At 73.6% G+C, this 13,034-nt stretch carries 11 protein-coding genes; 6 read left to right on the top strand and 5 right to left on the bottom strand.

The window, feature by feature from the left end; genetic code table 11:
• The coding region (locus D3105_RS29765; RefSeq protein ID WP_118906027.1) for a hypothetical protein at nt 1–3,491 on the top strand (3,491 nt) is incomplete at its 5' end.
• 78 nt (nt 3,492–3,569) lie between these two features.
• Here the strand turns inward: D3105_RS29765 and D3105_RS29760 are convergent.
• Nucleotides 3,570–3,923, bottom strand: a complete 354-nt coding sequence (locus tag D3105_RS29760) for a hypothetical protein (protein WP_118906030.1) — start codon at nt 3,921–3,923, stop codon at nt 3,570–3,572.
• A 547-nt stretch (nt 3,924–4,470) separates the two neighbouring features.
• Here D3105_RS29760 and D3105_RS29755 point away from each other — a divergent pair.
• The 4 genes from D3105_RS29755 to D3105_RS29740 are packed head-to-tail and all read left to right on the top strand — an operon-like array spanning nt 4,471 to nt 9,062.
• Complete coding sequence (locus D3105_RS29755; protein ID WP_118906026.1) at nt 4,471–7,581, top strand: sensor histidine kinase; 3,111 nt, start codon at nt 4,471–4,473, stop codon at nt 7,579–7,581.
• Complete coding sequence (locus D3105_RS29750) at nt 7,578–8,021, top strand: roadblock/LC7 domain-containing protein (RefSeq protein WP_030589400.1); 444 nt, start codon at nt 7,578–7,580, stop codon at nt 8,019–8,021. Before D3105_RS29755 ends, D3105_RS29750 begins: the two co-directional genes overlap by 4 nt.
• Before the next feature lie 11 nt (nt 8,022–8,032).
• Nucleotides 8,033–8,470, top strand: coding sequence for a DUF742 domain-containing protein (locus tag D3105_RS29745; RefSeq protein ID WP_118906029.1), 438 nt, complete (start codon nt 8,033–8,035; stop codon nt 8,468–8,470).
• On the top strand, nt 8,451–9,062 hold the full coding sequence (locus D3105_RS29740) for a GTP-binding protein (protein ID WP_118906025.1): 612 nt from the start codon (nt 8,451–8,453) through the stop codon (nt 9,060–9,062). Before D3105_RS29745 ends, D3105_RS29740 begins: the two co-directional genes overlap by 20 nt.
• 205 nt (nt 9,063–9,267) lie before the next feature.
• Here the strand turns inward: D3105_RS29740 and D3105_RS29735 are convergent, their stop codons facing one another.
• The 4 genes from D3105_RS29735 to D3105_RS29720 all read right to left on the bottom strand — a co-directional run bounded on the left by D3105_RS29735 (nt 9,268) and on the right by D3105_RS29720 (nt 12,275).
• A complete protein-coding gene (locus D3105_RS29735) occupies nt 9,268–10,458 on the bottom strand; it encodes a lipid-transfer protein (RefSeq protein WP_118906024.1) in 1,191 nt (396 codons plus the stop codon).
• Nucleotides 10,455–10,922 carry a Zn-ribbon domain-containing OB-fold protein gene (locus D3105_RS29730; RefSeq protein WP_240647068.1) on the bottom strand — a complete coding sequence of 156 codons (468 nt, stop codon included), beginning with the start codon at nt 10,920–10,922 and terminating at the stop codon, nt 10,455–10,457. Before D3105_RS29730 ends, D3105_RS29735 begins: the two co-directional genes overlap by 4 nt.
• A gap of 85 nt (nt 10,923–11,007) precedes the next feature.
• A complete protein-coding gene (locus D3105_RS29725; RefSeq protein WP_118906023.1) occupies nt 11,008–11,370 on the bottom strand; it encodes a DUF962 domain-containing protein in 363 nt (120 codons plus the stop codon).
• A gap of 107 nt (nt 11,371–11,477) precedes the next feature.
• A complete protein-coding gene (locus tag D3105_RS29720; RefSeq protein ID WP_118906022.1) occupies nt 11,478–12,275 on the bottom strand; it encodes a M15 family metallopeptidase in 798 nt (265 codons plus the stop codon).
• 70 nt (nt 12,276–12,345) lie between these two features.
• Here D3105_RS29720 and D3105_RS29715 point away from each other — a divergent pair, with 70 nt between their 5' ends.
• Nucleotides 12,346–12,915: an NUDIX domain-containing protein gene (locus tag D3105_RS29715; protein ID WP_118906021.1), complete on the top strand. Its 570-nt coding sequence runs from the start codon at nt 12,346–12,348 to the stop codon at nt 12,913–12,915.
• The last annotated feature ends 119 nt before the right edge of the window (nt 12,916–13,034 follow it).

Here is a 13,034-nt window from a genome sequence, read left to right as displayed (position 1 = left end):
CCCCCGCCCTCGCCGCCCGCTCCGCCGCCGCCACCGACCTCGTCCGCGCCCTGCACAGGGCCGCCGAGGAGGGCGAACGCCTCGCCAACGAGGAGGAGGAGCGCTCCGACACCCTCCAGGCCACCGGCGAACGCGCCCACCGCGACGCCACGGTCGCCGCCACCGAGGCCCAGCGCGCCCGCAGCGAGGCCGGACACCTGCGCCAGCGCCTCGCCGAGGTCGGCCAGGAGACCGCCGAAGCCGTCCGGGCCGGCTGGCTCGACGACACCGCGCCCGACGCCGACCCCGCCCGCGCGGCCCTCGCCGCCAGCGACGCCGAACAGTCCGCCGTCGTCGCCTGGGACACCGCCCGCGAAGCCGCCCGTTCCGCCGCCGACACCGCCCGCGAGGCGGCCGCCGCCGAGAGCCGCGCCGAACTGGCTGCCGCCCGCGCCGCCGACGGGGCCAAGGCCGCGGAGCGGAGCTACGAGGACGAGTACCTGACCGCCGCGTCGATCGCCGCCGACCCCCGCCTCGCGGACCTGCTCGGCCTGCCCTCGGGCACCGGCGTCCCGCACCCCCGCCGGGAGTCCGGCGACGAGGGGCCGGGCCCGGACCAGGGCACCGCCCGCACCACCCCGACCGGCGACGACGCCACGACGACCGGCCACCGTGGCGACGGCACCGGCACCGTGCCCGACGCCTCCCCGGACCGCGCTGTCGCCCTCGCCGACCAGGCCACCGCCCAGCAGCCCCTGACCGCGGAGGAGTTCGACCGCAGCGCCGACGAACTGCGCGACCTCCTCGACCAGTCCGTCGCCGCCGCCGAGCGCCGCCTCTTCGACCTGCGCACCGCCGCCGCCGACGACGCCCGCATCCTCGGCGCGCTCGGCGAGGGCGGGCTGCTGCCGCCCGGCCCCGACGTCCTGGCCACCGTCGAATATCTCGGCGAGCACGGCATCCCCGCCCTGCCCGGCTGGCGCTACCTCGCGCAGGCCGTCGACCCGGCCGACCACGCCGCCGTCCTCGCGGCCCGCCCCGAACTCGTCGACGGCGTCGTCATCACCGACCCCGACGCCCACACCCGCGCCCGCGAAGTCCTCGCCGGTGCCGCTCTGCTGCCCCGCTCGGCCGTGGCCGTCGGCACCGCCGCCGCTCTCCTCGCCCCCGTCCCGGCTCCCGGCACCGGCTCCGAGTCCGCGAGCGACGGCGTCTTCCTCGTCCCGCCGAACCCGGCCATGCACGACGAACACGCCGCCGACGAGGAGCGCCACGCGCTGCGCAGCCGTGCCGCCGCCCGCGACGAGGACATCAGGACGCTGGCCGCCCGCCTCTCCGGCGACCGCGCCCTCGCCTCCCGCATCGGCTCCTGGCGCGCCGACTGCCCGCCCGGCATGCTCGCCGAACTGGCCGAGGCCGCCGCCACCGCCCGTACGGCCGCCGAGAGCGCCGAAGCCGTCCTCGCCGAGGCCCGCACCGCCCGCGCCGAGGCCGACGAGGCCGCCGCCGACACCGCCCGGGTCCGCGACGAGCGCCAGGAGGCCGCCCAGCGGGCCCGCCGCGCCGCCGACGCCCTGGCAGGACTCGCCCACCGGCTCCGCGAGCGCTCCGGCTGGCAGGCCCGCCTGCGCGAACTGGTCGACGAGGCCGCCGAGTCCGAGGCCCGCGCAGCCGTCTGCCTCGACCTGGCCCGCGCCGCCGACGAGGACCGCCGCGCCGCCCAGCGCGCCGGGGACGACGCTCGCCGCACCGCCCGCGCCCTGCGGGCCGAGCGCGCCGAGATCGCCGGCGTCCCCGAAGTCCTCCCCGAGGAGGACGAGTCGAAGGCCCGCACCGCCCTGCCCACCCTGCGCGAGGCCTACCGGGCCGCGTCCCAGCTGTACGAGAAGGTCGGCGTCGGCGCCGACCTGCGCGCCGAACAGGCCCGCGCCGAGAGCGACGAGAGCGCCGCCCTGGCCGAGCTGGACCGCCTCACCAACAAGGTCCGCACCCGCGCCGCCCAGCTCCTGGAGGGCACCGACGGAGCCGACGGACCGTCCCGCCAGGCCGCCGCCGCCCGCGCCGAAGCACACGTCCAACTCCTGGAGACCCGCGCCTCCACCGCCAGCGAGCACCTGGGACGGCTGCGCGGCGAGGCCGAACGGCTCGCCCCCGACGACGAACGCCCCCACCACACCGAGCTGCCGGACGACCTGGTCCCGGCCGACGCCGAAGGGGCCCAGGCCCTCCTGCGTACCGCCAACGCCGAACTGGCCGACGCAACCGCCACCCTGGACACCGCCCGCGCCGCCCACAGCGAGCTGCTGCACGCCCACCGCACCGCCGAGGACTCCGCCGGCGGCTTCGACGAGACCGCGGCCCTCCTGCGGGACCTCCTGCGCGACCACGGCGTGGAGGAGGGCACCGAGGACCCCGACCCGTACCCCGGCAGTCTGGAGGAGGCCCGGCAGTCCGCCGCCGAGTCCCGCCGCTCCCTGCGCGGCTGCAACGCCGACCTCTCGGCCGCCGAGAGCGCCGTCCGGGAAGCGAGCGACATCCTCGTCCGGCACGCCAACTCCACCCGGTACGAACAGGTCCGCACCCCCGCCCGCCAGCAGATCCGCGAACTGCCCGCCTCCGCGCTGCCCGAGCACGCCCAGAAGTGGGCCGACGCCTTCGCCCCCCGGCTGCGTGTCCTCACCGACGAGCTGGTCCAGCTGGAGCGCAACCGCGACTCGATCGTCGACCGGCTGCGCGGACTCGTCGAGTCGGCGCTCACCACCCTGCGCTCCGCCCAGCGGCTCTCCCAGCTCCCCGAAGGACTGGGGGAGTGGTCGGGGCAGGAATTCCTGCGCATCCGCTTCGAGGAACCCGACCAGGCCACCCTCACCGAACGCCTCGGCGAGGTCATCGACGAGGCCACCAGCGCCGCCCTCAAGAAGAACTCCGATCTGCGGCGGGACGGCATGTCCCTGCTGCTGCGGGGCGTCGAGGCGGCCCTGCGGCCCAAGGGCATCGCGGTGGAGATCCTGAAGCCGGACGCCGTGCTGCGCGCCGAGCGCGTCCCGGTAGGGCAGATGGGCGACGTCTTCTCCGGGGGCCAGCTGCTCACCGCCGCCATCGCCCTCTACTGCACGATGGCGGCCCTGCGCAGCAACGACCGGGGCCGCGACCGCCACCGGCACGCGGGCACCCTGTTTCTCGACAACCCGATCGGCCGCGCCAACGCCACGTATCTGCTGGAGCTGCAGCGGGCCGTGTCGGACGCGCTGGGCGTACAACTGCTGTACACGACCGGTCTGTTCGACACGACCGCGCTCGCCGAATTCCCCCTCGTCATCCGGCTGCGCAACGACGCCGACCTGAGGGCCGGGCTGAAGTACATCAGTGTGGAGGAGCATCTGCGGCCCGGGCTGCCGCAGCAGGACCCGGAGGGGGAGACGGTCCACGGCGAGATCACGGCGACCCGGATGTTCAAACGGAACGAGCAGACCACCGCCGAGCCCCCGGCCATCCCGGAGCCCGAGGCGTAACCGCCGGGCCGGGAGCAGCCGACGGCGGCCCGCCGGACCGGAACGGCCGCCGGTCGTTCGAGCGCAGGCAGTACCCGCTCAGGCGCGGGAGAGACCGCCGGTGTTCCGGCGGCCGCCTATGCCACCGCCCGTGCCGTCCCGCTCGGCCGCCCGCTCGGCCCGGCGGGTCCGGCGCCGCTCACGACGTATCTGACGGGCCGTGCTGCTCGGCACCGACACGACGCCGTTGCGCTGGTTCCACACCTGCCGGGTGACCCAGACGTCGAGCACTGCCCAGGTGGCGACCACTGTGCTGGCCACACTGCTGAGCACCATCGGGAAGGCCAGCCAGGAGCCGGTCAACGTGCTCAGGAAGGCGACCATCGCCTGGATGATCGTCAGCGACATGATCAGAACGGCGCGCACGGCGGCCGTCCGCACCGCGTCGGGCATCCGCCGCTTCGAGGCCGGCTCCTCCACCCACAACTGCCGCGGGACCCGTGCCCCCTCCGCGGCTTCCGTCCGCGCGGCAGCCGATGCTCCGGCGCTCCCGCGTTCCTGCGTACTCAAGGTCTTCAACTCCCCGCCACTGTCCGACTTCAGGGTGGCTGCCCGGCTTGCGCCGGTTCTACGCGGGCGCAACACGTCCGTCCTGCCGCGCACGACCCCACCGTGCGCCTACCCCGTACATATGGACGAACCACCCGTCCCGAAGATTCCCCTGAAAAAGCACGCGCAGGGCACAGAAGGTCACGGAGCGAAGAATTCCAGCCAACTGATACGTGCCGGTGGTGAGGAGTCGGGCCGGTGCCCTCTGTCGCTTTCGCGAATTTCATCTCCGGGAAAACCGGGACAACTCATGATCAACTCCAGGGTGGACGGCTGAAAATCATCCGGACGTGTCTTCGAGTTGTCTCTGTGTCAGTAGTAGGCTCGCGCCGTTTATTGACGGAGAAGACAACCCCCGCTGTCGCCGTGCGGGGCCGATCTGGGGGAGGCCATGCGCTTTCGCGGGAAGTCCATCCGCAGGAAGATCGTGGCGTTGCTGCTGGTGCCGCTCGTCTCCCTCACGGGCCTCTGGGTCTTCGCCACCTACATCACCGGCCGCCAGGCCGACGAACTGATGAGCGCCGGATCCATCGTGGAGAAGGTGAGCGAACCGCTGGAGGAGGCCGTCCGCGCCGTCCAGGACGAGCGACGGCAGACCCTGGTCTTCCTGGCCGACCCCCGGGCCTCCGATGCGCTGCCCGTCCTCATGGGCCAACGCGCCGCCACCGACCGCATCGTGGCCGAAGTCAGGGAGAACGCCCGGGCGCAGGACGTCCGGGACTCGCTGAGCGCCGCCGACAGCGGCCGCCTGGACGCGATCCTGAGCGCCGTCGACGGGCTGGAGGCCCTGCGCGAATCGGTCGAGAAGCGCACCATCGGCCGCGCCAAGGCACTGGACTTCTACAACGGCCTCGTCGACCCCTCGTACCGCTTCCTCAACGGACTCCACACCCTGGAGAACGTGTCGATGGACAAGCAGATGCGGGCCCTGGTCGGGGTCTCCCGGGCCCGGGAGATGCTCTCGCGCGAGGACGCGCTCATCGCCTCCGGCCTCATCGCCGGCCGCTTCACCACCGCCGAACTGCGCCAGATATCCGGCCTCGTGGCGCAGCGCGAGCTGCTCTACGAGGTCAGCCTGGAGAACCTCCCCGCCGACGAACGCCGCCGCGTCGAGCAGTTCTGGGGCAGCCCCGACACCGAACCGCTGCGCACCGCCGAGGACGCCCTGATCGAGGCCGGGCCGACGAAGCGACCCGGCGCCGTCGAGGCCGACCGCTGGGAAGAGGCTGCCGTGCCCGTCCTCGACCGGCTGGCGGGCGACTCCACGGAGATGGGCAACCGTTTCCAGGACCGTGCCGAACCGGCCGCCTACCGGGTCCTCGCCCAGGCCGGGATCGCCGGGGTCCTCGGCTTCCTGGCCCTGATCGTCTCGGTCTTCGTCTCCGTCCGCATCGGCCGTGAACTCGTCCGCGACCTCTCCCGGCTGCGCAAGGACGCCCACGAGGTCTCCGGCGTCCGGCTGCCGAGCGTGATGCGCCGGCTGGCCGCGGGCGAACAGGTCGACGTCGAGACCGAGGCCCCGCACCTCAGTTACGAACCCGACGAGATCGGCCAGGTCGGCCAGGCGCTCAACACTCTCCAGCGGGCCGCCGTCGAGGCCGCGGTCAAGCAGGCGGACATGCGGCGGGGCGTCTCCGAGGTCTTCGTCAACCTCGCCCGCCGCAACCAGGTCCTCCTGCACCGCCAGCTCACCCTGCTGGACGCGATGGAGCGCCGCACCGAGAACAGCGACGAACTGGCCGACCTGTTCCGCCTCGACCACCTCACCACCCGTATGCGACGGCACGCCGAAGGGCTCGTGATCCTCTCCGGCGCCGCCCCCTCCCGCCAGTGGCGCAAGCCCATCCAGCTGATGGACGTGGTGCGGGCCGCCGTCGCCGAGGTCGAGGACTACGAACGCATCGAGGTCCGCCGCCTGGCGCGGATCGGCGTGGGCGGACCCGCCGTCGCCGACCTCACCCACCTGATCGCCGAACTCCTGGAGAACGCCACCGTCTTCTCACCCCCGCACACCGCGGTCCAGGTGCACGGCGAACGCGTCTCCAACGGCTTCACGCTCGAAATCCACGACCGCGGTCTCGGCATGGCTCCCGAGGTCCTCCTCGACGCCAACCTGAGGCTCGCCGAGACTCCCGACTTCGAGCTCTCCGACACCGACCGGCTGGGCCTCTTCGTCGTCAGCCGGCTCGCCCAGCGCCAGAACGTCCGGGTCTCCCTGCAGAAATCGCCGTACGGAGGCACCACCGCGGTCGTGTTCATCCCGGCGGCCCTGCTCACCGACGCCCCCGACACCCACGGCACCGGGTTCCGCCTGGACCGCCGGGCCGAGCGCGCCATCGGCAGTGGCCGGAACCCCGAGCCGGCACCGGGCGCGCCGGGCGCGGCCCCGGGCGGAGAGCGCCGCGTCAACGGCAGGTCCGCGGTCCTGTCGCCGGTGCCCACCGGGCTCGGACCGGGCGTCCTGGACGGGCCGGTCGAGCTGGAAGCCCCGGTCGGCCCGCTGGACTTCGCCGGCGACCCACTGGACCGCTCACCGGATCCTGCCCTGGACCCGGCCCTCGGGCCCGTCCTGGACGGCGTATCCGACCTGGAGGACACCGAGAGCGAGCGCGGCGGCATCTTCCGCGCCCGGGACGTGCGCCGCGACGGCGACCGCGAGCCCCGCCGCGACAGGCCCGGCGGCCGCCCGCGCCGGGACTCCGACCGGGACCAGCACCAGCAGGCCCGCGACCACGGCGACGAGCCTTCGGCGGAGGTCCGCCCGATGCGCCCCGTCGGGCCCGTACCGCTGCCCCGCCGCACCCCGCCGACGCTGGTCACCGACCGGGGCCGCCGGGTCGACGCGGCGGACGGCGACGCGAACAAGCCCCCCGCGAAGGCCACAGGCCCGGTCCCGCACACCGCGGACCGCGCCCCCGAGGAGGCCGACGGGCCCCGTACCGCCGACGCGCCATGGACCGTGCGAGCCGCCGCCCACCGCGGAGCACCAGGCATCTCCCGTACGCCGGACGGCACACGCACATCTGACGCCTCCCGTGCACCGGACGCCTCCCGCACCACCCGCCCGTCCCGCTCGACCGAGCCGTCGCCCGCACCCGAGCCACCCCGCGCGCCGGGGCCCGGGCGCGCGGAGGCCCCGGCGCCGGCCGCCCCAGCGGGGCCCGACACCATCGGCGGACTGCCCCGGCGGGTCCGGCAGGCGAGCCTCGCCCGCCAGCTCCGTGAGGACTCCGTGGAGCGCACGGTGCAGCGGGCGCCCGTGGACACGTTCGACGACGCCGATCGCGACGCGGACGAGGTACGCAACCGCATGGCCTCGCTCCAGCGGGGCTGGCAGCGCGGCCGCCGGGAGAACGCCGGGACCACCGAGAACACCGAGAACACCGGGACGACCGGGAACACCGCGTCCACCACGACCACCGAAACCGCCGAGGACACCGCGAACACCGGCGGCCCCGGTGGCACAGCACCAGGAACCACTCCGGGAGGGGACGGTCGATGACCGCACCGAACGCCGCAGCACACAACCCCGCCCGCCACGGCTCGGGCGAACTGAACTGGCTGCTCGACGAACTCGTCCAGCGCGTCGCCAGCATCCGCAAGGCGCTGGTGCTCTCCAGCGACGGACTCGCCACCGGAGCCTCGGCGGACCTGACCCGCGAGGACAGCGAGCATCTCGCCGCCGTCGCCTCCGGGTTCCACAGCCTCGCCAAGGGCGTCGGCCACCACTTCGACGCGGGCCGGGTGCGCCAGACCGTCGTCGAACTGGACGAGGCGTTCCTCTTCGTCACGGCGGCCGGCGACGGCAGCTGTCTCGCCGTGCTGGCCGACGCCGACTCCGACGTGGGCCAGGTCGCGTACGAGATGACGCTGATGGTCAAGCGCGTGGGGGCCCATCTGGCCAACGCCCCACGGACGACCGGTATGCCCGCCGGAGGGTGAGCGTGGCGGGCATGAGCGCTGACTCCCCCCGGGGCACCGGCCCCGGATCCCCGGACGGGACCGTCGACCCCCAGGCCTCCCGGTGGTACGACGCGGACGCGGGACCGGTGGTCCGCCCGTACGCGATGACCCGGGGGCGGACGAGCAGCGCCTCCCGTCACCGCCTCGACCTGATCGCGCTCGTCGTGCCGGAACCGGCCGCCGACGACCCCGGCCGGGACCAGACGCTCGCCCCCGAACACGTGGCGATCGTCGAACGCTGCAGCGACAGACCCCAGTCGATCGCCGAGCTCGCCGCCGAACTCGACCTCCCCGTAGGGGTGGTACGGGTCCTGGTCGGCGATCTCGTCGAGGACGAGCTGGTGCACGTCACCCGTCCCGTTCCACCGGCCGAGCTGCCGGACGTGAACATTCTTCGCGAGGTAATCAATGGCCTTCGGGCGCTCTAGCCGCGTCAAGCAGCGGCCCGTCGAGCCCGTCACCCTGAAGATCCTGGTGGCGGGAGGGTTCGGCGTCGGCAAGACGACCGCGGTCGGCGCGGTCAGCGAGATCAGACCGCTGCGCACCGAGGAACGCCTCAGCGAGGCGGGCCGACCGGTGGACGATCTGGCAGGGGTCGAGGCCAAGACGACCACCACGGTCGCGATGGACTTCGGGCGGATCACGCTGCGGGAGGACCTGGTCCTCTACCTGTTCGGCACGCCGGGCCAGGACCGCTTCTGGTTCCTCTGGGACGAGCTGGCCCAGGGCTCCCTGGGCGCGGTCGTCCTCGCCGACACCCGGCGTCTCGAGGACTGCTTCGCCGCGGTCGACTACTTCGAACGCAGGCGGATCCCGTTCACCGTCGCGGTCAACACCTTCGAGGGCGCCGAGCGGTTCCCCACCGAGACCGTACGGGCCGCCCTCGACCTGGACCCCGAGGTCCCGCTGCTCGTCTGCGACGCACGCGACCGGTCCTCCGTGCGTGACGTCCTGGTCGCGGTCGTGGAACACGCCCTGGAGCGCGCGGCACGGGCCCGCGAGCCCGTCGTCGCCACCTGAGCCGGGGAGCGAGCCCGGTCCCCGGTACGCGTACGGCCCGTACCCCCGCCGACAGGGGTACGAGCCGCACGTCGCCCGGCGCGCCGGGTCCCGAGTGTTCTGCTGCGGTGACGAGCAGTCAAGTCAAGGACAGGGAAAACCTGTTGAGACGCTCCTGTGGATCAGTGGACCGCCACGACCGCCGAGCCGTGCCGGCTCCTGTGGGTCAGCGGACCGCCACGACCGCCGAGCCGTGCCCGAAAAGACCCTGGTTCGCCGTGATGCCGACCCGCGCGCCCGGCACCTGCCGCTGACCGGCCCGCCCCAGCAGCTGCCTTGTCAGCTCGCAGACTTGTGCGACGGCCTGGGCGGGGACCGCCTCGCCGAACGAGGCCAGACCGCCGCTCGCGTTCACCGGAACCCGGCCGCCCGGCGCGGTCGCCCCCGAGCGCAGGAGCTTCGCCCCCTCGCCCGGGCCGCACAGCCCGATGTCCTCGTACCACTGCAACTCCAGTGCCGTGGACAGGTCGTAGACCTCGGCCAGCGAGAGATCCTCCGGCCCGATCCCCGCCTCCTCGTACGCGGTCCGCGCGATCGAGGCCCGGAAGCTCTCGGGCGACGGGTCCACGGCCACCGCCGAGTCCGTGCCGATGTCCGGCAGGTCCGGGACGGTCCTCGGGAAGGTCGGCGTCACGGTGGAGACGGCCCGGATCCGCACCGGATCACGCACCCCGCGCCGCCGTGCGAACTCCATGCTGCACAGCACCAGCGCGGCCGCCCCGTCGGACGTGGCGCAGATGTCCAGCAGCCGCAGCGGATCGGCGACGACGGGCGAGCGGGCAACCTCCTCCGCCGTCACGGGAGTCCGGTAGCGGGCGTACTCGTTGCATGCCCCCGCCGCCGCGTTCTTCACCTTGACCAGCGCGAAGTCCTCCGGGGTGTCCCCGTACAGGGCCATGCGGCGGCGGGCGTAGAGCCCGAAGTACGCCGGGTTCGTCGCCCCGAGCACGCGGAAGCGCAGCCAGTCCGGATCGTCCGGCCGCTCCCCGCCCGCCGGGGCGAAGAACCCCTTGGGTGCCGCGTCGGCCCCCACCACCAGCACCACGTCCGCCAGGCCCGCCAGGATCTGCGCCCGCGCCGTGTCGATGGCCTGCGCGCCGGACGCGCACGCGGCGTACACGGACGCCACCCGCGCCCCCTGCCACCCGAGTGCCCGGGCGAACGTCGCCCCCGCCACGTACCCCGGATAGCCCCCGCGCACGGTCTGCGCGCCGACCACCGACCGGACCTCGGGCCAGCCGATGCCTGCGTCCGAGAGCGCGGCCTGCGCGGCGATCCGGCCGTACGTGACGAAGCCGCGCCCCCATTTGCCCCACGGGTGCATCCCGGCGCCGAGGACGGCCACGTCGCCGTTCATGAGGCGTCCCCGTCCGTCGGCACGGGCCGCCAGTGCCAGGTCGTGTGCACGGTGCCCGTCGCGCGGTCCTCGTCCAGGACGCCCGGTACCACTTCCACCACCGAGCCCACGGGGAGGTCGGCCACACTCACCCCTGGGGCTGCCTGCCCCAGCACCACCATGCGCTCGGCGTCCAGCTCGACGGCGACCAGTGTGTACGGCGACCAGGGGGCGTCGGGGTCGCTGACGTACGGCGGAGGCGGCCGGTAGCGCCCGTCGGTGCAGGACCACACCGTGCCCCGCTTCGACAGCGGAGTCTCCTCCAACTTCCCGCCGGAGCAGAGCGGGTTGCGGCAGTGGCCGTCCTCCCGGGGGAAGTGGACCGTCCGGCAGCCGGAGCAGCGGGTGCCCAACAGCCGGAAATCCTCCTCCGTGGCGTCCTCGGTGAACCAACCGGCCACCACGGGTGTACGCGTGCGCGACAAAGCCCCTCCCGGCACTGGACCTGACGGAACGTCAGAAGTGTGCCACGGGCGTCCGTGACCGGCGAGGGGTCCGGCCGGGGAGGTCTCAGCCGAGCCCGTCCTCCCCGTGCTCGGCCGACCACTTCGCCGCGGTCTCCGCCAGTTCCGCGTCCCGGCCCGCGAGCATCGTCCGGATCATCTGCGCGTCCCCGCGCAGCGACCACACCGGATGCCCGAACGTGGCCGGGTTGTTCTTCTCGATCAGGAAGTGCGCGGGCCACGCCGTGCCGTACCCGATCAGCGGCAGGGCCGCCAGATAGCGTTTCCGGCCCCGCGCGAGCCCGTATGCGGTCAGCGCGAGTCCGGTCAGCGTGCCGGCCAGATGGACCCAGCGGGTGGCGGCCCGGGAGTGCATCGCGACGTAGTACGGCCAGAATTCCTCGTACGTTTCGAACGTCTGCTGTGACATACGGGCACCGTAGCTGCCCGATCGGCAACCGAACACGCCCCTTACGCGTCCGAGATGAAGAACGGGCGGCCGGAGCCCACGGGGGTGGTCCCGGTCGCCCGTTCCGTTCAGTGCCTGCCCACCGACCTACGATCCACGGGGAAGTCGAAGTAGGTGTCCGGGAACAGCTCGGGCTTGTAGGTGAAGTGCCACCACTCCTCCGGCAGGTTCACGAACCCGACCTCGGTCAACGTCCGCTTCAGGAACTGCCGGTTGGCGCGCTGAGCCCCCTGGATCCGGGGATCGTCGGTGTGCGAGAGGGTGTCGAAGCAGTCGTAACCCGTGCCCATGTCCACCGAGTTGTCGGGGAACCGCTCGTCCTTCGGCGCGAAGCAGGGGGTCAGCCGCTCGCCCGGACGGTACGGCCGGGTCGGCAGGGCCGGGAGCCGGACCAGGGTCAGGTCCACCGTGCTGCCCCGGCTGTGCCCGGACTTCTCCGCGATGTAACCGTCCTCGAACAGCCGCGACTTGTCGACCAGCGGATAGAACTCCCCCTTCATCGACTGGTCGTCGAGATCCTTCGCCCACCGCACGAAGTGGTCCACGGCCCGCTGCGGCCGGTAACAGTCGTACACCTTCAGCGAATACCCCTGACGCAACAGCCGCTTCTGTGCGAGGTGCAGGGCGCGCGCGGCGGGCCGGGTCAGGATGCACACCGGCTGCCGGTACCCGTCCACTCGCTCACCCATGAAGGTGTGCGCCGTGGTGTAGCGCATCTCCTGGATGATCGTCGGATCCACCGAACGCAGTGCCACGAACTCCTCGGGCGCTCGCGGTTCGGGACGCGCCTGCGCCGTGGGGGAGAGGGCGGTGGCGGCGAGAAGGGCGGCGGCCGTGACGGCCAGGGCACGCAGAGCGGTACGCATTCCTGTCATGGGCACACCGTCTATCAGCTGGGCGGCCCGCGCGGAAGAACCCGTCCGATACAGTCCGGCCGTGTCCGAACCCGGCAACCGCCCTTCCCCGTCCGCCCCGCAGCAGCCGCCGCCCCGGTACGTACGGGACTCCCACTGCGGCACCTGCGGCGCCCCGTACACGGCGCTCCGCTCCGCCGATGCCTGGCCCCGCACCTGCACGCACTGCGGAACCACCGCCTACCGCAACCCGCTCCCCGTCGCGGTGGCCCTGCTCCCGGTCGACGGCCCGAACGCCACCGGACTCGTCGTCATCACCCGCACCATCGAGCCGCAGAAGGGCGGCGCGGCCCTGCCCGGCGGGTTCATCGACCACGCCGAGGACTGGCGTACGGCGGTGGCCCGCGAACTCCGCGAGGAGACCGGTATCGAGGCCGCCGCCCAGGACGTCCGGCTCGCCGACGTCCTCAGCGACACGGCCGGCCACCTCCTGGTCTTCGGCCTCCTCCCGGCCCGCCCCATCGCGAGCCTCCCGCCGTCGGCCCCCACCGACGAGACGTCCGGCTACGAGATCCTGTACGGCCCCCGGCCCTTGGCGTTCCCCCTGCACACGGAAGCCGCCGACGCCTGGTTCGCGGGCCGCTACGGCTGAGGGCGTCGGCCCGTACCGACTCGGCAGGCCGACGCGTACGGACGCCTGTCCCAAGCCCTAGGGGCTGTCATAGGACCCGTCCACCACCCCCCGCACACCCGCCCACCGCAGCCGCGTAC

The sequence above is a fragment of the Streptomyces globisporus genome (assembly GCF_003501885.1).
Taxonomy (GTDB): Bacteria; Actinomycetota; Actinomycetes; order Streptomycetales; family Streptomycetaceae; genus Streptomyces; species Streptomyces globisporus_D.
The sequence above is the reverse complement of the archived record's forward strand: the minus strand, read 5'-3'. Positions and strand labels throughout refer to the sequence as shown.

Bases quoted from the DNA above. Each gene is read 5' to 3' on its own strand.
- D3105_RS29735 (WP_118906024.1), bottom strand. From the start codon at position 10,458: ATGAACGGCGACGTGGCCGTCCTCGGCGCCGGGATGCACCCGTGGGGC.
- D3105_RS29755 (WP_118906026.1), top strand. From the start codon at position 4,471: ATGCGCTTTCGCGGGAAGTCCATCCGCAGGAAGATCGTGGCGTTGCTG.
- D3105_RS29720 (WP_118906022.1), bottom strand. From the start codon at position 12,275: ATGCGTACCGCTCTGCGTGCCCTGGCCGTCACGGCCGCCGCCCTTCTC.
- D3105_RS29745 (WP_118906029.1), top strand. From the start codon at position 8,033: ATGAGCGCTGACTCCCCCCGGGGCACCGGCCCCGGATCCCCGGACGGG.
- D3105_RS29760 (WP_118906030.1), bottom strand. From the start codon at position 3,923: ATGCCCGACGCGGTGCGGACGGCCGCCGTGCGCGCCGTTCTGATCATG.
- D3105_RS29750 (WP_030589400.1), top strand. From the start codon at position 7,578: ATGACCGCACCGAACGCCGCAGCACACAACCCCGCCCGCCACGGCTCG.
- D3105_RS29725 (WP_118906023.1), bottom strand. From the start codon at position 11,370: ATGTCACAGCAGACGTTCGAAACGTACGAGGAATTCTGGCCGTACTAC.
- D3105_RS29740 (WP_118906025.1), top strand. From the start codon at position 8,451: ATGGCCTTCGGGCGCTCTAGCCGCGTCAAGCAGCGGCCCGTCGAGCCC.